This is a genomic window from Microbacterium sp. PI-1, assembly GCF_004337555.1.
GTDB classification, from domain to species: Bacteria; Actinomycetota; Actinomycetes; order Actinomycetales; family Microbacteriaceae; genus Microbacterium; species Microbacterium aurugineum.
The window spans coordinates 226,655-245,891 of record NZ_SJYZ01000003.1; the positions used below are offsets into that span (position 1 = coordinate 226,655).

The 19,237-nt window shown below is 69.1% G+C and carries 9 protein-coding genes; 6 read left to right on the forward strand and 3 right to left on the reverse strand.

The features are described from left to right. Nucleotides 1-99: 99 nt before the first annotated feature. Nucleotides 100-8,025, forward strand: a complete 7,926-nt coding sequence (locus E0W80_RS05045) for an invasin domain 3-containing protein (RefSeq protein WP_165875394.1) — start codon at nt 100-102, stop codon at nt 8,023-8,025. Here E0W80_RS05045 and hrpA read toward each other — a convergent pair. Then, complete coding sequence (gene hrpA / locus E0W80_RS05050) at nt 8,000-11,917, reverse strand: ATP-dependent RNA helicase HrpA (protein WP_131491555.1); 3,918 nt, start codon at nt 11,915-11,917, stop codon at nt 8,000-8,002. The genes E0W80_RS05045 and hrpA overlap by 26 nt on opposite strands. A 43-nt stretch (nt 11,918-11,960) precedes the next feature. On the opposite strand from hrpA, the gene E0W80_RS05055 reads away from it, so the two are divergent. From E0W80_RS05055 to E0W80_RS05070, 4 genes are all read left to right on the forward strand, one after another. Next, a complete protein-coding gene (locus E0W80_RS05055; RefSeq protein WP_227991721.1) occupies nt 11,961-13,133 on the forward strand; it encodes a heparan-alpha-glucosaminide N-acetyltransferase domain-containing protein in 1,173 nt (390 codons plus the stop codon). 9 nt (nt 13,134-13,142) lie between these two features. Next, nucleotides 13,143-13,979 (forward strand): aldo/keto reductase, encoded by an 837-nt coding sequence (locus E0W80_RS05060; protein WP_131491557.1) that lies wholly within the window; start codon nt 13,143-13,145, stop codon nt 13,977-13,979. An 86-nt stretch (nt 13,980-14,065) separates the two neighbouring features. Next, nucleotides 14,066-14,635 carry an FMN reductase gene (gene msuE / locus E0W80_RS05065; protein ID WP_131491558.1) on the forward strand — a complete coding sequence of 190 codons (570 nt, stop codon included), beginning with the start codon at nt 14,066-14,068 and terminating at the stop codon, nt 14,633-14,635. A 33-nt stretch (nt 14,636-14,668) separates the two neighbouring features. After that, complete coding sequence (locus E0W80_RS05070) at nt 14,669-16,471, forward strand: DUF255 domain-containing protein (protein ID WP_131491559.1); 1,803 nt, start codon at nt 14,669-14,671, stop codon at nt 16,469-16,471. A gap of 3 nt (nt 16,472-16,474) precedes the next feature. Here E0W80_RS05070 and E0W80_RS05075 read toward each other — a convergent pair whose 3' ends face one another. Beyond that, nucleotides 16,475-16,693 (reverse strand): hypothetical protein, encoded by a 219-nt coding sequence (locus tag E0W80_RS05075; protein WP_131491560.1) that lies wholly within the window; start codon nt 16,691-16,693, stop codon nt 16,475-16,477. Between the two features lie 47 nt (nt 16,694-16,740). Continuing rightward, entirely contained in the window at nt 16,741-18,294 is a 1,554-nt protein-coding gene (locus E0W80_RS05080; protein WP_131491561.1) for a phospholipid carrier-dependent glycosyltransferase, read from the reverse strand. A gap of 62 nt (nt 18,295-18,356) precedes the next feature. On the opposite strand from E0W80_RS05080, the gene rsmI reads away from it, so the two are divergent. Next, on the forward strand, nt 18,357-19,187 hold the full coding sequence (rsmI, locus tag E0W80_RS05085) for a 16S rRNA (cytidine(1402)-2'-O)-methyltransferase (RefSeq protein WP_047519131.1): 831 nt from the start codon (nt 18,357-18,359) through the stop codon (nt 19,185-19,187). Nucleotides 19,188-19,237: the final 50 nt, after the last annotated feature.

The window sequence follows — 19,237 nt, forward strand, 5'->3', positions numbered from 1 at the left end:
TCCTGACATTACGGGGGTTGGGCCGGGAGGCTCACGATGGCTCACAGACACAGCGCAGGTAGGCCAGAATCTCAACGACGGAGATTCCGCCTGCGAGCGATGGTGGTCGTCGGTGCGCTTCTGACGGTGATCGTCGCCGCAGTCGTGGGCCCCACGCAACCCGCCGTCGCCGCTGACAGAGTCTTCCTCATCGACTCGCTCAGCCATCAGGGCGACGACCTGAGCCCGGGCGACGGGGTGTGTCTGACCTCCACCGGAGTGTGCACGCTCCGCGCGGCGCTGCAGGAGTCCAACGCCAGCGCCGTCGACGACACCATCGTGATCGCACCGGCAGAAGACGTCGATGCCTCCACACCCGGTGTGCAGCCCAGCGGCACGATCGTGGTCTCGGGATCCGGCGCGGCAAACTGGATGCACGTCGGAGCATTGTCGCCCTTCGGAGACGGCGGAGCGGCGTTCCTGGCGACCCGAAGCGTGGTCATCGACTTCCAGAGCCGGTTGGGAGTGGCGTCGCTCAATGACGGCAACGGCGTGGCCGCGTTCTACCTCAACGGTCCCGGTGTGACCGTGCGCAACTTCGAGAACGTCCGCTCCAATGAGACCGCCTTCGTGTTCGGCCCCAGCGGTGACGATGTCACCGTGGAGAACGGCAGCTGCGTCGATTCCGGCAGCATCGCCCTCGAACGGTGCTTCTGGTTCGCCGGCGGCTCGGATCGAGTGACCCTGCGCAACGTGGAGGTCGGCTCCCCGTGGGGTGGCGGTGGAGGAGCGATCGGCATCGCGAACGGTGCGACCCTCAACGATCTGACCCTCGACGCGATGCGGTTCATCAACCCCGACACGGATGCCTATGACGCTGTGGTCGTCCAAGGCGCGGCTGCGCTCACCCGTCTGACGATCACGGGGTCGATCTTCGACGGATTCCAACCCGGTCGTTTCCCGCTCGATCTGCGGGGGGCGACCCTCACCGAGGCTCGGATCGTCGGCAATCGGTTCATCAACATCAACAACACCTCCGGATACACGTCGGTCTGGATCAACCGGGCAGGCAGCGACAACCTGATCTCCCGCAACTCCTTCGAGCACACGCCCGGAAGGACGACCGGATTCGGCGTCTTCTTCAGCGATATGGGGCGCACCGCGTTGCAACCGAGCGGGTGGACGGTCGACTCGAACTCCTTCGACGGTCGGGTGCAGAACTCCGTGTACGTGGGCCCGGGGTCGGGGATCCTCACCGTGCAGCGCAACACCTTCGGTCCGGCATCGTTCGGAGGGGGGACGGCGACGAACGAGACGAATTCGATCGCGCTCGTCCACAACGCGTCGCTGACGGCCAATCAAGGGATCACGACCTGGTTCCCCACCTCCGTGAGTTATGACACGCTGCAGTGCACTCTCGATGTCGTCGTCGCGCCGCCGACCGTGGGCTCGATCCCGCTCGTTCCGGTCGACCTCGACCTCTACTACACGGCCGCCACGCAGGCGGAGGTCTACCTCGGTCGAGCAGAAGCCGTGTCGACGCCGACGACCGTGACCGTTCCCTACACACTCGGCCCCGGCAACATCCGGATCCAGACGATAGCGGCCACCGGGGCGAGCTCGCAGTACTCGCGCATCGTGGCTCAGACCGAGCCGGATGGCTGCGGGCCGCGCGTCACCGTCGACCAGGCGGCCAGTCAAGCCGACCCCACCTCCGAACGTGACATCCGCTTCTCGGTCCAGTTCTCGGAGCCGATCGCCGGTGCGCTCGAAGCCGGCGCGATCGACGTGTCGAACTCGACGGCGCCGGGTGCCCGCGTGGTCGATGTCGTCGCGATCACATCGACGACGTTCGAAGTCGTCGTGCGCGCCGATGCCTCCGGGTCGGTGGAAGCAGGTTTGGCGGCGGGCGCCGTGGTCGATCTCGACGGCAACCCGTCCGTCGCTTCCACGTCCACCGACAACGTCGTCACGTATGTGTCTCCCCTCTCGCTCGCACCGACCTCGCTCACGGTGACCGAGGGGGAGGCGGGCGAAGACTATGTCGTCACCACGAGCCTCGCCGCCACCGCCCCGATCACCATCGACCAGGTGATCGCCGATCCGTCGTGGGTGTCCGTCACACCGACGCCGCTGGTCATCGGCACCACCGCGGTTTCGGGGTCGGTGACGATCGAGGCCGTCGATGACTTGCTGGTCAACGGCGATCGACCGACCTCGATCGAACATGCCGTCAGTTCCCCCGACCCCAACTTCGACGGCCTGCTCCTCGACCCGGTCGCGGTGACAGTGCTCGATGATGACGAACCGAGCGCGACCGAGTCGCTGTTGGAGACGACCGCAGGATCACGCATCGCCGATGGAACCGACGAGCACTCGGCCATCGTCACCGTCCGCAACGCCGCGGGTGAAGACCTCGCCGGCATCCTCGTCACCTTCCAGGTCTCCGACGACGCCGACCTCGGCGCGACCTCGTGTGTGACCGATGGAGCGGGCATGTGCTCGGTTCCTGTGACCTCGGTGGTCTCCGGCTTCTTCTCGGTTCAAGCATTCATCGGTGGCGCGATCGAGATCGTCGGGCCTCCGGCGACAGTCGAATTCGTCGCCGGACCGGTCTCCCTGACCACCTCGACGATCGTGTCCTCTGTTCTCTCCTTGCCGGCCGACGGCGAATCCGGCGCGGTCGTCACCGTGACGTTGCGCGATGCGCTCGGCAACCTCGTATCGACGGGCGGGGCGGTCGATATCCTCACCGACGCAGGCCAGATCGTCGGGGTGACCGACAACGGTGACGGAACCTGGACCGGGACGCTCGTGGCGCCCACGACGACGGGCATCGCGACGATCGGCTTCACCTACGAGGGCCAGCCAGGAGAGCAGACGGTGGCGGTCAACTTCACCGCCGGTGAACCGTCCGCATCGACGACGACGATAGCCGTGGACCCGGACTCTCTGGTGGCAGATGGTGTCTCGTCGTCCACCGTCACCGTCACGGTGGTCGATGGCTACGGCAATCTTGTCGGCGTCGGCGGAGCGGACATCAGCATCGCGATCGACACCGGCTCAGTCTCGACCGCGACCGACAACGGTGACGGCACGTACACGGCGACCTTCGTCGCTCCGACCACGGCAGGCGTGGCCACGCTGCGACCTGTCATCGACAGCACGATCGGCACGAATTCCGCACAGATCCAGCTCGTGCCTGGCGCGGCATCGGTGTCGGAATCCACCATCAGCGCCTCGCCGTCGGCAGTCACGGCCGACGGCGTGAGCCAATCGGCGATCACCGTGACGCTGATCGACGCCAACGGCAACCCCCTCGGCGTCGGGGGCGCTGACGTCGAGATCACCAGTGACCTCGGTAGCCTTTCCACGCCCGTGGACTACGGCGACGGCACGTACACCGCGATACTCACCGCGCCTCCCTCACCGGGCATCGCGACACTGGGCTTCGTCGTCGACGGTGCGACGGGCGACAACACCACGCAGGTGCAGTTCCTCGCGGGCGCACCCGATGCGGTGACCTCCGGCATCGTCGCCGATCCGACGGTGATCGTCGCCGACGGTGTCTCGACGGCGACGGTCACCGTCTCTGTGCGCGACGCGCAGGGCACGCTTCTGGTCGAAGGCGGTGCGGACGTCGACATCTTCACGGACGCCGGTGCAGTCACCACCACGACCGACAACGGCGACGGGACCTACGCGGCCATACTCACCGCGTCGACCACCGCCTCGGTGGCAACACTGGGCTTCCGCGTGGGCGGAGTGCTGAGTCCGAACACGACGACAGTAGAGTTCGTCGCAGGCGAGGCGGACCCGGGCAACGCTGTCATCGTGGCAGCCCCCACGACGGTGACGGCTGACGGCGTTTCGGCATCGACCGTGGAAGTGACCCTCTTCGACTCGTTCGGCAACGCGGTCGTCCCGTCCCCAGGGCAGGCGGAGTTCTCGATCACGGTGGGGACGATCACTGCCCCGACCATCTCTGCCGGCGCGGTCGTCGCCTACGCCACGTCGACGGTCAGCGGTACCGCCGAGGTGTCCTTCACGGTCGACGGGGTTCCCGCATCGGCGACGGCGGAGATCGAGTTCGTCGCCGGCAGCGCCAGTCCAGACGACTCGACGATCACGGCTGTCCCGGACACGGTTGTCGCCGACGGTGTCGCCGCCGCGGAGGTGACCGTGTCGGTCCGCGATGAGTTCGACAATCCAGTGACCACGGGCGTCGTCGTCACCCTCGAGACCACGTCGGGCTCGCTCTCGGTACCGGTCGATCAGGGCGACGGCACCTGGACGGCGCAGGTGACCTCCGCCGTCGCCGGTGAGGCGGTCGTGTCCTTCCGGGTGGATGGGGTGCTCTCCACGCAGACGGCGTCGGTGGAGTTCGTGGCGGGTGCCCCGGATCTGGATTCGTCGACGATCGAGGCTGACCCGGTGTCGATCGAGGCGGATGGTGTGTCGAGTTCGGCTGTGACGGTGCGGCTGGTCGATGGGCAGGGGAATCCGTTGGCGGTCGGCGGTGCTGTCGTCGAGATTCTGAGTGATGTCGGTTCGGTGTCGGCGACGGTGGACAACGGTGAGGGGACGTATGGGGCGACTTTGACGTCGGACACGACGGCGGGGACGGCGACGGTGTCGTTCACGATCGATGGTGCGGCTGCTGCTGCGACGGTTGAGGTGGACTTCACGCCGGGTGCTGCTGATCTGACGCAGTCGTTGATCGACGCTGCTCCTACCGAGCTTGTTGCGGATGGTGTGTCGTCGTCGCAGGTCACGGTGACGTTGGTCGATGCCAACGGCAATCCGCTGGGCGTCGGCGGGGACGATGTGGAGATCGTGACCGACGCGGGGATGGTTTCCGGGACGGTCGACAACGGGGACGGCACGTATACGGCGACGTTGCAGGCACCGACGGCGGTGGGGGCGGCCACGGTGGGCTTCACTATCGGCGGGGTGGCTGCGGTGGCGACGGTCGAGGTCGCGTTCGTCGCCGGTGATGCGTCGGCGGACACGTCCACGATCGAGGCGGATCCGACGTCGATCACTGCGGATGGTGTGTCGACGTCGACGGTCACGGTGACGCTGAGGGATGCCGAGGGCAACCCGCTGACGTCGGGTGGTGTCGCGGTGACGATGGATACGACTGCCGGTTCGCTCAGTGCTCCCGTGGACAACGCGGATGGCACGTATACGTCGACGTTGACGTCGTCGACGGCGGCGGGGCAGGCGACTGTGACGTTCGCGATCGGCGGCGCGGTGGGCACTGATGATGCGGTGGTGACGTTCGTGGCCGGGGTGGCGGATCCGGCGACCTCGTCGATCGCGGCAGTTCCGGGTGTCATCGTCGCCGACGGCGTCTCGACGGCGCAGATCACGGTGACGCTTCGTGATGCGCAGTCGAACCCGGTCACCGATGCCGGCGACATCGTGGAGATCCTCTCCGACATCGGCACCGTCGGGGCGGTGACGGACAATGCCGACGGCACCTATACGGCGGCGTTGACGTCGACCACGCAGGCGGCGACCGCGGTGGTGAGCTTCACGGTCGATGGCGTCGATGGTGTCGCGACGACGGTGGTGCAGTTCGTGGCGGGGCAGGCGGATGCCTCCACTTCGCAGATCGACGCGCAACCGGCGGTCCTCACCGCGGATGGTGGGTCGGAGTCGATCGTCACGGTCACGCTGTATGACGCGTTCGACAACGTCCTGAACGTCTCGGGAGGGGCGGTGGTGATCGAGACGACCGCGGGAACGGTGAGTGTGACCTCCGACAACGGCGACGGGACCTATGACGCCGTGCTGACCTCGGACACGATCACCGGCACGGCCATCCTGACCTTCACCCTCGAAGGAGTCGCCGGGACGCAGACGGCGTCGGTGGAGTTCGTGGCGGGTGCTCCTGATCCCGGCACGTCCACGATCGAGGCCGACCCCGGATTCCTCGAAGCCGACGGCGTCAGCACGTCGACAATCACCGTGCGTCTGCTCGATGCTTCGGGCAACCCCGTAGGGGGAGGCGGGGACGACGTGGAGATGGCGACGACCGCGGGCAGCATCACGACCGCGGTGGACAACGGCGACGGTACCTACACCTCGATCCTCACCGCGCCCACGAGTACGGAGCCCCCGTCGGCGTCGGTGACCTTCACCGTGGATGGAGCGCCCGCGACGCGCTCGGTGGTCGTGGCGTTCGTGGCGGGGGTGCCGGATGCGGGATCGTCGACGATTTCCGTGTCCGAGGACTCGATCGTCGCGGATGGGGTGTCGACGTCGACGGTGAGCGTGGTGGTGCGGGATGCACTCGGCAACCCCGTTCCGGGACTCGGGGATGTCGTGGGGATCAGCTCGTCTGCGGGAGTGGTCGGGTCCGTCGCTGATGAGGGCGACGGGACGTATCGTGCGGTGTTGACGTCGTCGACCACGGCGGGCACCGCGACCGTGTCGTTCACCGTCGAGGATGTGCCGGGTACGGACACCGCCACAGTGGCGTTCGTGGCAGGTTCACCGGATGCGAACTCCTCGACGATTTCCGTGTCCGAGGACTCGATCGTCGCGGATGGGGTGTCGACGTCGACGGTGACCGTGGTGGTGCGGGACGCATTCGGCAACCCCGTTCCAGGGCTCGGGGAAGTCGTGGGTATCAGCTCGTCCGCGGGGACGATCGGGTCGGTGTCGGATGAGGGCGATGGCACGTATCGTGCGGTGTTGACGTCGTCGACCACGGCGGGCACTGCGACGGTGTCGTTCACCGTCGACGGTGTGGCCGATACGGACACGGCGACCGTGGCATTCGTGGCGGGTCCGCCGGATGCGGGGTCATCGACGATCTCCGCATCGCCTCCGCAGTTCGAAGCGGGAGCAGGCAGCTCGACGATCACCGTTCACCTCGCGGATCGCTACGGCAATCCCACGGTTGAGTCTGTCGGAGTGTCGATGATGACGACTCTCGGAAGCCTCTCCACGCCCCTCGACAACGGCGACGGTACCCACACAGCCACTCTCACGTCGGATGAGCCGGGCACGGCGATCGTTTCCTTTGCGATCAGCGGCGTGTCCGGGGCCGATGTCGCGGAGGTGGAAGTGCTCGACACCACGCCTCCCGATGCGGTGGTCATCGACACCCCCGTCGACGGTTCGACGGTGGGATCGCGTCCGTCGATAGAGGGTGACGGAGAGCCGGGTGCGACCGTGACGGTGGCTGCCAACGGTACCGACACCTGCACGACCGTCGTCGGTACGGACGGACGGTGGCAGTGCTTTCCCGCGACGCCATTCGAGTCCGGCTCCGTGACACTGGTCGCCGTGCAGACGGACGCGGGAGGGAACACCTCTCCGGACTCCGACCCCGTCACCGTGACGGTCGTGGCTTCGCCGCCGCCCGCGCCGGTGCTCGACCCCACGAACGGAAGCCGTGTTTCCGGCACTTCTCTCCCCGGTCTCACCGTGACGGTGCGGGACAGTGGCGGGACCGTGATCTGTGTCAGCACCGTGGGCGCGGACTCCCGATTCGAGTGCGTACCGGACGAACCGCTCGCGCTGGGCGCGCTCGTGTCGGCGACCGCCGCCGATGAGTTCGGGAACGTCTCCGACGCGACGCTCGTTCGCGTGGGCGGCGCTCGCGTCTCTCTCGCCTTCGACTCGCGCATCGCCGGCGAAATACAAGGAGTCGTGGGGCTGGGGTTCCTCCCCGGGGAGAGCATCATCGCGACTCTGGAATCGACGCCGATCGAGCTCGGTCGTTTCACCGCTTCGGTCGGCGGGGACATCGCGTTCGATTTCACGGTGCCGCTGGACCTCGAACCGGGAACTCACAGCGTCATCCTCGAGGGCGAGGACAGCGGTGCCGTTCGTGCGACGTTCGAGGTACGGCCACCGGCAGCGGGTGGTGGCGGCACACTTCCCACGACGGGCGGCACCGCAGTCCAGCCGTTGCTTCCACTGGGAGTCGTCCTGTTGCTCGTCGGCCTGCTGCTGGTGGCGGGAAGAGGACCTGCGGGACCCGACCGGTTCTCGCCGCGGGTCAGCGACCCGAGAGCGCCTTCATGATGCGCTGCGGCGACACCGGCTGGGCGGTACCCAGGCGCTGCGCGAACACACTCACGCGGTACTCCTCCAGCAGCCAGCGCACCTCGACGAGCGAAGGCGTCGCGTCGCGGCGGAGGGGAATCGTGCCCCCGGCGTCCTCGAACGCGTTCGCCATGCGCTCGTACTCGGTCATGCGGGCGCGGTCCTTGCCCGGCTCGCTGGCGAGGGTCTTCAGGCGGTCGAGCATCCCCTCCAGGTAGCGGGGGAACTGTGCGAGACGGTCGACACCGGCGGCGGAGACGAAGCCGGCATGCAGAAGGCCGCTCAGCTGGGTGCGGATGTCGTTGAGCGGTCCGAGCAGCGCGAGCGAATTCTGGGACTTGATGCCGCGTTCGACGTCGCGGGATCGGGTGAGGATGCGTGCGACCAGCGAGACGCACGCGAAGAGATCATCGACGAGCGTGGCCGAGACCGCGTCGCGCACCGTCGCGAAGTCCGCCTCGTTGCGCACGATCCCTTCCGGCACGACACGCTCGATGGCCTTGCGGGCGACGGCCGCCCGGCAGTCCTCGATGAGAGCGGCGGCGGACGGGTACGGCGAGGCGGCGAGTGCCAGCTTCTCCTGACTCGTGAGGTGCTCCTGCACATACGAGGAGGGGGAGGGCACACCGAGCAGCACCAGGCGCAGCACGCCGTCGCGGGTGGAGGCGGCAGCGGCCTCCGGGGTCGACTCGACCCGCACCGACACGCTCTTGCCCTGGTCCACGATGGCGGGATAGCCGCGCACGACACCGCCGGCGACCCGGGTGTCGAGCACCTCGGGCAGGTCTCCGAAGGTCCACCCCGTGAGGCCGGTCTGCTCGACCGGAGCCGCGGCGACGCGTTCGGGCCCGCGACCTCCACCGGAGCTCCCGGATCGGGGAGGGGCGGCGATCGAGCGGGCGACGCTGCTGCGCGCACGGTCGGAGAGTCGCGTCTGCAGCGCCCGCAGATCGCGGCCGGAGCCGACGATCCTGCCGCGCTCGTCCACGGCGCGGAAGTTCATGCGCAGGTGCGGAGGGACCCGCTCGTCGTCGAAGTCGGTCGCGGACACGAGCTGGTTCGCGAGCGGCTGGATCCGTCGGGCGAGCGCTTCCTTGAGCGTGCGCGGAGGGAGTCCGCCGTGCGACTCCGGGCCTTCCTCGATGAGCTCGGCGCCGAACTTCTCGGCCCAGTCGGCGGCGGGGACGACATGGCGCCGGATCGCCTTGGGGAGCGCGCGCAGCAGCCCCGTCACGAGTTCGGCGCGCAGCCCCGGAACCTGCCAGTCGAAACCGCGGTCCTCGATCTGCGCGAGCAGCGGCAGCGGCACGACCACGCTGACGCCGTCGTCGTCGGCGCCGGGCTCGAACCGGTACGCGAGACCGAGCACCTGGTCGCCCTGCGTCCACCGCGTCGGGAACTCGCGCTGATCCGCGCGTTCCTCGTCGTCGATCAGGTCGCTCTCGCGCATCACGAGCAGCTTCGGCGTGGTGGCCATGGCTTCGCGCCACCAGCTCTCGAAGGAGCGCACATCGAACACCTCGGCGGGGATGCGTTCGTCGTAGAACCGGAACACGGCCTCGTCGCCGGCGAGGATGTCGCGACGGCGCTCACGCTCCTCGAGCTTCTCGAGGCGTTTGCGCAGTTCGGCGTTGCTGCGCCAGAACGCACTCACCCGCTTGTCGATGCGCGCCGGATCCCAGTCGCCCTCGACGAGCGCATGCCGTACGAAGAGTTCGCGCGACGCCGCCCGGTCGATGCGCGCGAACTGCACGCGCCGTCGCGGGATGATCTCGAGCCCGAACAGCGTCACCTTCTCGAAGGCGACCGCGGCCCCGGCATCCTTCGACCAGTGGGGCTCGGTGACCTGCCGCTTGGCGAGGTCGCCCGCCAGGGGTTCGGCCCAGGCCGGGTCGATCGCGGCGACCGTGCGGGCGAACGTGCGCGAGGTCTCGACGATCTCGGCGGCGATCACCGCGCGAGGACTCTTCTTGCGCAGCCCTGACCCGGGGAAGATCGAGAAGCGGATGCCGCGGGCGCCCCGATACTCCGCGATGCGGCGGCCTTTCGGCTCCTTCGCGGGGGAGTGCGACTTGCCGGCGGGTGCCGTGCGTTCGTCCAGGATGCCGATCTGCGAGAGCAGGCCGGACAGCAGGGCGCGATGGATGGCGTCGGGGTCGCTCGTCCCGGTCTCGTCGCGCGGGCGGTCGGGGGTCTTCACGAGGGTGCGGAGTTGACGGTGCACGTCGAACCACTCCCGCACCCGCACGTAGTTGAGGTGCTCGGAGCGGCAGAGTCGGCGGAACGCACTCGAGCCGAGCTCGCGCTGCTGCTCGCGCAGGTGATTCCACAGGTTCAGCAAGGTCAGGAAGTCGCTCGTCGGGTCGACGAAGCGTGCGTGCTGCCGGTCGGCCTCCTCGCGGCGCTCCTCCGGCCGCTCGCGCACGTCCTGGATCGTCATTCCCGAGACGATCGCGAGCACGTCGCGAGTGACCGAGCCGCCCGATCCCGTGCGTCCCGCCTCGATCAGCATCCGTGCGAACCGCGGGTCGATCGGCATGCGCGAGATCTCACGCCCCGTGCGCGTGAGGTGCGGGGAGCCGTCACGGCGGGAGGGCTCGACCGCGCCGAGCTCGGTGAGCAGATCGAATGCCGCCTTCACACCGCGGGAGTCCGGCGGGGTCAGGAACGGGAAGGCGCTGATGTCGCCGAAGCCGAGCGAGAGCATCTGCAGGATGACCGATGCGAGTGACGTCCGCAGGATCTCGGGCTCGGTGAATTCCGGCCTCCGGTCGAAGTCCTCTTCCGAGTAGAGGCGGATCGCGATGCCGTCGCTGGTGCGGCCTGCGCGGCCCGAGCGCTGGTTCGCCGAGGCCTGCGAGATCGCCTCGATCGGCAGGCGCTGCACCTTGGATCGGTTGCTGTAGCGCGAGATCCGGGCGGTACCGGTGTCGATCACGTACTTGATGCCGGGAACGGTGAGACTCGTCTCGGCGACGTTGGTCGCGAGGATCACCCGGCGGCGCACGCCAGGCACCCGACTGCGCTCGAACACCCGGTGCTGATCTGCGGCCGAGAGGCGTCCGAACAGCGGAAGCACCTCGGTGGGGGCACGGTCGTTCGCGTATGCGCCGCGAACGGCGTCGGTCGCGTCGCGGATCTCGGCTTCGCCGGGCAGGAACACCAGCACATCGCCCGGCGCCTCCCGGTCGAGCTCGCGCAGCGCGGAGACGATCGCCGAGACTTCGTCCTCCGGGTCGCCGGCCTGATCGTCCTCGTCGGGGTCCTCCGACGGTCCGCGGTAGCGGATCTCCACGGGATAGGTACGCCCGGACACCTCGATGATCGGAGCCGGGGTGCCGTCGGCCGCCGCGAAGTGCTTCGCGAAGCTCTCCGGATCGATCGTCGCCGAGGTGATGACGACCTTGAGGTCGGGGCGCTCGGGCAGGATGCGTGAGAGGTAGCCGAGGAGGAAATCGACGTTGAGGGAGCGCTCGTGCGCCTCGTCGATGATGATCGTGTCGTAGCGCGTGAGCAGTCGGTCGCGGTGGATCTCGTTGAGGAGGATGCCGTCGGTCATCAGCGCGATGCGGGTGGCATCGGAGACCTTGTCGGTGAAACGCACCTTGTAGCCGACCAGGGTGCCGAGCTCGACCTGGAGCTCTTCGGCGACACGCTCTGCGATGGTGCGGGCCGCGAGGCGGCGTGGCTGCGTGTGGGCGATGCGCTCCCGCCCGAGTTCGAGGGCGATCTTCGGCAGCTGTGTCGTCTTGCCGGATCCGGTGGCCCCCGCGACGATCACGACCTGGTGGTCGCGGATGGCGTCGGCGATCTCGGCCCTGGCTGCGCTGACGGGCAGCTCCGGCGGATAGGAGATCACAGGGGAGGACATAGCCCTCCATCGTATGACGGGTTCGGCCCCCTACGATCAACGGGTGATCAACGCACTGCCTCCCGTCCGGTGGTTCCGCGAATTCGGGCGACCTCCGCGCATCCTCGGCCTCGATGTCGCCCGGGCCCTGGCCATCCTCGGCATGGTCGGAGCGCACATCGGCGAGACCGAGTCGTTCGACTGGTTCGAACCGTCGACGTGGACCTCTCTGGTGAACGGGCGTTCGTCGATCCTGTTCGCGGTGCTCGCCGGAGTCTCGATCGCGCTGATGACCGGGCGCAGCACGCTGCCTGAGCGCGAGCGCATCCCCGGCCTCCGACTGAATCTCATCGGCCGTGGTGCGGTGATCTTCGTGATCGGCCTGGCGCTCGAGATGCTGAACACCCCGATCGCGATCATCCTCACCCTTTACGGGCTCCTGTACGTCGCGGTGATCCCGTTCCTGCGCTGGCGGCCCTGGCAGTTGCTGCTCGCCGCCGCCGTGCTCGCGCTGCTCGGGCCCGCGCTGCTCGCGTTCCTGAACGCGGTGATGCTGCACCCCTTCGGGTCGGGCATCGGCTTCGTCCTGTACGGCACCTATCCGATCACGGTCTGGCTGGCGCTCGTCCTCGGCGGTATGGCCCTGGGGCGGATGCACGTGGAGCAGGTGCGCACCGCCGTGGTCGCGCTCGGCGTCGGTTTCGTATTGGCGGTCGCCGGGTACGGCCTCGGTGCCCTCGGACAGGCCGCGGGGATCACCGGCGCCGTCAGCGGGAGCTCGTCGTTCAGCGGGAGCTCGTCGTTCGAGGGGAGCTCGTCCGGGTGGGCGGAGTACCCGCAGGCGCTCGCCGAAGCGGATCCCGGGGGAGCGGTGCTCCTGGCCGTCTTCTCGGTCGATCCGCACAGCGGGGGAACGGCCGAGGTACTCGGCTCCGGGGGCTTCGCACTCGTCGTGATCGCGCTGTGTCTGCTGGCGAGTCGACCCTTGCGGGGGGTGCTGCTGCCGTTGGGAGCACTCGGATCCATGCCGTTGACGGCATACAGCGCGCATGTGCTCTCGATCGTCCTGGTGAGCGGACCCGGTGGGTTCTTCTCGAGCAACGATTTCTGGGCGGCGACCACGCTGGGGCTGCTGGTGCTCACGACGCTCTGGTCGATGTTCTTCGGGCGCGGTCCGCTGGAACGCCTGGTCGGGCGCGGCGCCGCGGCGATGGCGGCTGTCCCACACCGGTCCTAGGCTGGGGCGATGAGCATTCCTGCACTCGAACTGAACGACGGCAACTCCATCCCGCAACTCGGCTACGGCGTCTTCAAGGTGCCGCCGGCAGACACCGAGCGTGCGGTGAGCGAGGCGCTCGAAATCGGCTACCGCCACATCGACACCGCGGCGATCTACGGCAATGAAGAGGGCGTGGGCGCCGCCATCGCCTCCTCGGGCATCGCACGCGACGACCTGTTCATCACGACCAAGCTCTGGAACGACCGCCACCACGACGAGGAGCCGCGCGCGGCCATCGCCGAGAGTCTCGAGAAGCTCGGTCTGGAGAAGGTCGATCTGTACCTCGTGCACTGGCCCACGCCGGCCAAGGACGACTATGTGCACGCGTTCGCGAAGCTGGTCGAGCTGCGCGACGCAGGCCTCACCCGCAGCATCGGCGTCTCGAACTTCCTCGTGCCCCACCTGGAGCGCACGGTGAAGGAGACGGGCGTGGTTCCCGCAGTGAACCAGATCGAGCTGCACCCGGCCTACCAGCAGCGCGACGTGGTCGCCTGGGCCGACGCGAACGGCGTGCGCATCGAGGCATGGGGTCCGCTCGGGCAGGGCAAGTACGACTTGTTCGGGACGCCCGCGGTCGCGGATGCCGCCGCGGCGCACGGTGTCACCCCGGCACAGGCCGTGCTGCGCTGGCACCTGCAGAAGGGCATCATCGTGTTCCCGAAGTCGGTGCGCGCCGAGCGTCTGCGCGAGAACCTCGATGTGTTCGGCTTCGAACTGACCGACGCCGAGGTCGCGGCGATCGACGCCCTCGACCCGCTCGACGGCTCGGGCCGCGTGGGGTCGCACCCGGACGAGGTCAACTGACCCCGTGATACCGGGGCTCTCGGGCCCAGATGACGCCCCGTGTCGCCGTGCGCGACAGGGGGCGTCGTCGTGAGTACCGTCGAGGCATGACAGCTCCGTTCCGCGTCGTCGCCGTGTCGGGATCCCTGCACGAGCCCAGCAAGACCACCGCCCTGGTCCGCGCGATCACGGCCGCCGTTGCCGAGCGCGCCGACGTCGAGGCGCAGCTCATCGAGCTGACGCAGATCGGTCCCGGGCTGGCGGGTGCGCTGCACCGTGACCAGCTGGCGCCGGAGGTCGAAGCGCAGTTGCAGGCGATCGAATCCGCCGACCTGCTCATCGTGGGCAGCCCCGTCTACCGAGCCTCGTTCACCGGGCTCTTCAAGCACCTGTTCGACTTCGTCGGTCAATACGACCTCGTGGGAAAGCCCGTGCTGCTCGCCGCGACCGGCGGCGGGGAGAAGCACGCCCTGATCATCGAGCACCAGCTGCGGCCGTTGTTCGCGTTCTTCCAGGCGCTCACCCTTCCGCTCGGGGTGTACGCGAGCAACACGGACTTCGACGGCTACGAGATCGCTTCCGACGTGCTGCGCGCCCGCATCGCGCTGGCCGCGGATCGTGCCCTGCCTCTGGTCGGCTACGCGGCCTCCCGTCCGGTGGAGCTGCTGGTCGGCTGAGCGCGTCACCGTCGCGCGGCGTAGCGTGAAGGCATGACCAACCGGCTCGCCGACACCCTCAGTCCGTACCTCCGTGCGCATGCCGACAACCCCGTCGACTGGTATCCGTGGGGCGAGGAAGCGTTCGCGGAGGCGAGGCGACGCGATGTGCCGCTGTTGATCTCGATCGGCTACTCGACCTGTCACTGGTGTCACGTGATGGCACGCGAATCGTTCGCGGACCCGGAGACCGCCGCGCGGATCAACGAGGGCTTCGTCGCGGTCAAGGTCGATCGCGAGGAGCATCCGCAGGTCGACGGTGCCTACATGGCCGCGGCTTCGGCGTTCACCCAGAACCTCGGTTGGCCGCTCACGGTCTTCGCCACCCCGCGCGGGCGCACCTTCTTCGCCGGCACCTACTGGCCGCCGGAGGCTCGGCCGCCGATGCCGGCGTTCCGTGACGTCCTCGCCGCGGTCGGGGAGGCGTGGACGCTACGGCGGGTGCAGGCAGAGGAGTCGGCGGATGCCGTGACCGATGCGCTCACCCGTGCGGCGGAGGCCACGCCGTCCGAACTCCCGGACGTGGTCGCGATCGCGACGGCTGCGGAGTCGATCGCCCAGCGGGAAGATCAGCAGTTCGGTGGCTTCGGCGGCGCCCCGAAGTTCCCCGTCGCCACCACCTTGCGATTCCTGCAGCATCCGCTCGTGCGGGAGGGTGCTCCGGAGGCGGGGGCGTCAGCGGGGCGCGCGCTCGCCGCGATGACCCGATCGGACCTGCGCGATGCCGACGGCGGGTTCTTCCGCTACGCCACCCAGCGCGACTGGACGGTGCCGCACTACGAGCGGATGCTGACCGACAACGCGCAGATGCTCGACGTCGCGCGCGACGCGGGGGAGGAGGACCTCGTCCGCGGGATCGTGTCATTCCTGACCGGGGTCCTGCAGCGAGACGGCGGCGGGTTCGGTGCCGCCCAGGATTCGGAGTCGTGGGTCGAGGGCGCTCGCAGCGAGGGCGGGTACTACCGGCGTGCGCTGCCCGAACGTGCGGGCCTTGCGCCGCCCGCTGTCGACGGCAAGGTGATCACCGGGTGGAACGGCCTCGCGATCGGTGCGCTCGCCCGGGCCGGGGCGACCTTCGGAGAGCGGAGCTGGATCGATGCCGCCGCGTCCGCCGCCGACGAGGTGCTGCGGGTCAACCGCGATGCCGACGGCGCTCTCGTGCGCGCGTCCTTCGAGGGGCGGGCCTCTGCCGCGGTCGCGACCGCGGCAGATCGTGGCCTTCTCGCCGACGGTCTGTTCGCTCTGGCCCTGGCCACCGGCGAGGCGACCTGGGCGGTGGCGGCCCGCGGGATCCTCGACGACGCACTGGAGGGCACAGCGGGTGAGGATCCGTTGCTGTCGGCCCAAGGGATCGCGACCTCGCCCGACCAGACCGACGGCGACCTGCCCTCGGATGCCGCGGCCGTCGCCGGCGCCGCACTGACTGCCTGGTGGCTGGGAGCGGGGGACCGGTATCGCGCCGCTGCCGTGTCGACGGTGAGCATGCTGGCCGCGCGGGCGCTGGAGCAGCCCTTCGCCCACGGCACCCTGCTGCGGGTGGCTGCGGGCCTCGCGATCCCGCCGCGCCAACTCGTCGTGGTCACCGGCGCGCGCGACAGTGCGCTCGGCCTCGCGGGCAGGGGTGCGGATGCCGAAGTCGTCGCCGTGGTCGCGCCCGATCAGGCGCGGGCGTTCACGGATGCCGGATTCAGCCTGTTCGAGGGCAAGGACGCGGTGGCGGAACGCGCCTATGACTGCCGCGCGTTCGTGTGCCGGTTGCCCGTGAGTGACCCGGCCGAGGTGTCGATCGGGCGGTGACGGTCAGTTCTGGTTGCGCGGATGCCGGCGGGCGGTGCGCTCGTTGCCGCGGCGGTAGTTCCCGGTCACGCGCGCCATCAGCAGCTGCGCGTCGCCGCTCGCGGCCTGCGCGAGGAACTCCTGGGCCCGTGCGCCGCGCAGCACGGTCGCGGTGACGCCGCGATGGCGGATGACGACGTCGTCACCGCGCACCGCGAACTCGAATCCGGAGGGGCTGCCCATGCGGCGAGCCTAGCGCCCGGTGATTCGGTGGCTCGACGGCGCGGTGCTCACACCCAGCCGGGCAGCCAGTTGTGCAGCAGCCAGAACTGGTACGGCACGCTCATCCCGGTCCACAGCGGCAGGAAGAACACCGACACGAGAACGACGAACGCGAGGAAGATCAGCACCGTGCGCTCGCCGGACTGCCGACGGTACAAGGGGTCTTCGCGTCGTCCGGCGATGATCCGCAGCGTCATGGCGAGCGCGAGCACGAGGAACGGCATCATCACCACCGTGTAGAACTGGAAGATCGTGCGCTCGGGGAACATCAGCCACGGGAGATAGGTGACCGCCAGGCCGACCAGGGGGACGGTCAGTGCGGGCGCGATCGGCTGCCGGGTGATCCAGCTCCGCACCAGCCGGTAGAGCAGGTACACCGCTGCCGCCACCCCGCCGTACCAGATGAGCGGATTCGGAACGGCGGAGATCACGCCGATGCAATGGTCCGTGCCGCAGCCGGTGGGATCGGAATCCACCCAGACCGCCGTCGGGCGCAGCAGGAACGGCCACTCCCAGGCGGGACTCGCGTAGGGGTGTCCGCGGCTCAGGCCGACGTGGAAGCCGAGCATCGACTCGTGGTACTTCCACAGCGCGAGCAGCGGGTTCGGGTCGCTCTGCCGGTCGTAGCCCCCCGAGGTCAGGAGCCACCCCGTCCAGCTGACCAGGTACACGGCCAGCGCGGGGAAGACGAAAAGGACGAACGAGACCGGCCCCTGCCGGAACGCGGCGGCGGTCGGCCACAGCACCACGCCGGCCCGACGCCTCGCCAACGCGTCGGTCACCACGACGTAGAGGCCGAAACCGGCGAGGACGTACAAGCCCGACCACTTCACGGCAGAAGCCGCACCCAGGGCGGCACCGGCGGCGATCAGCCACGGCCGGCGCCACAGCACCGGCCCCCAGAACGGGTCGGGCGCCTCGGGATCGCGTCGCTCGAGCTGCGGGATCGTGCGCTGCCGATCGATGAGGACGAACAGCACGCCGAGCAGGACGAAGAACGTCAGGATGCCGTCGAGCAGCGCGATCCGGCTCATCACGATGCTCAGGCCGTCGATCGCCAGCAGCGTTCCGGCGACGGATGCCACGACCACCGATCCGCTCAGACGCCGGGCGATCAGATACACCAGGAGGACCGAGCCCGCTCCGAGGATCGCGGTGGCCAGGCGCCATCCGCCGCTGTTCTCGGGTCCGCCGATCGCCATGCCCAGCGCGATGAGCCACTTGCCGAGCGGGGGATGCACGATGAACGAGCCCGCATCCGAGAGCGGGAGGCTCTGCCCGGTCGCGAACGCCTCGTTCGCCTCGCCACCCCAGGTGCCCTCGTAGCCGAGCGTCCACAGGGACCAGGCGTCCTTGACGTAGTACGTCTCATCGAAGGCGAGCTCATGCGGGTGGGACACGCCGACCAGGCGCAGCACCGCCGCCACCGCGGTGATCACCAGCGGCGCGAGCCACCGGATCGCGCGGCCCCAGTCCGGGTCCTGCAGGATCCGGTCCCGCAACCGTCCGTAGTGCGTCAGCCGCGCCTCGGGGGCGGGCAGGAGCGGGTCGGGCGCGGTCACCGCTCCAGCCTAGACAACGCCCCTTCCGGGGGAGCTGCATCCGGCGCGCCTAAGCTGGGCGGGTGATCATCCTCGCCGCCACCCCGATCGGAAACCTGGGCGACGCGTCGCGACGCCTCGTGGAGGTGCTGGAGAACGCGGAGGTCGTCGTCGCGGAAGACACCCGCACCACGCAGCGTCTGCTCAAGGCACTGCAGATCGACAACCGTCCTCGTCTGATCGCACTGCACGACCACAACGAGAAGCAGAAGGCCGCCGAACTGGCTGCGCTCGCGGCGGAGACCGACATCGTGGTGATGAGCGATGCAGGAATGCCGACCGTCAGCGACCCCGGCTACGGGCTGGTGGCCGAGGCCGTGGCGCAGGGGGTCACCGTCACCGCGATCCCCGGTCCGAGCGCCGTGCTGATGGCGCTCGCGATCTCGGGACTTCCGACCGACCGCTTCACGTTCGAGGGGTTCCTCCCGCGCAAGCCGGGGGAGCGGCGATCGACCCTCCGCGCCCTGGCCGCCGAGCCGCGCACCATGGTCTTCTTCGAGTCTCCGGCCCGGCTCGCGAGCGCTCTCGCCGACATGGGCGCTGCGTTCGGCGACGAGCGGCGGATCGCGGTGTGCCGTGAGCTCACGAAGCTGTACGAGGAGGTCCGCCGTGGCACCGCGGCCGAGCTCCAGGAGTGGGCCGAGAACGGCGTGAAGGGCGAGATCGTCGTCGTCGTCGAAGGAGCCGCGCGCCGGGATGCCTCCCCGGAAGATGCTCTGGCGCAGGTGCAGAGACTGGTCGCGGAAGGCGTCCGCTTGAAGGACGCGTCCTCCGAGGTCGCCGCGCTGACCGGTCTCTCCTCCCGCGACCTCTACCAGGCCGCCCTCGCCGCCCGCTCCGGGGCCGGTGCCTGAGATCGCCACGACTGCGGTTCGTAAGAATTGCGGGGAATCCGGGAACGTCC

What these genes read in the sequence shown, in the direction of transcription:
- E0W80_RS05045 (WP_165875394.1), top strand. Translation starts at nt 100, where the DNA reads ATGGTGGTCGTCGGTGCGCTTCTGACGGTGATCGTCGCCGCAGTCGTG.
- hrpA (WP_131491555.1), bottom strand. Translation starts at nt 11,917, where the DNA reads ATGTCCTCCCCTGTGATCTCCTATCCGCCGGAGCTGCCCGTCAGCGCA.
- E0W80_RS05060 (WP_131491557.1), top strand. Translation starts at nt 13,143, where the DNA reads ATGAGCATTCCTGCACTCGAACTGAACGACGGCAACTCCATCCCGCAA.
- msuE (WP_131491558.1), top strand. Translation starts at nt 14,066, where the DNA reads ATGACAGCTCCGTTCCGCGTCGTCGCCGTGTCGGGATCCCTGCACGAG.
- E0W80_RS05070 (WP_131491559.1), top strand. Translation starts at nt 14,669, where the DNA reads ATGACCAACCGGCTCGCCGACACCCTCAGTCCGTACCTCCGTGCGCAT.
- E0W80_RS05075 (WP_131491560.1), bottom strand. Translation starts at nt 16,693, where the DNA reads ATGGGCAGCCCCTCCGGATTCGAGTTCGCGGTGCGCGGTGACGACGTC.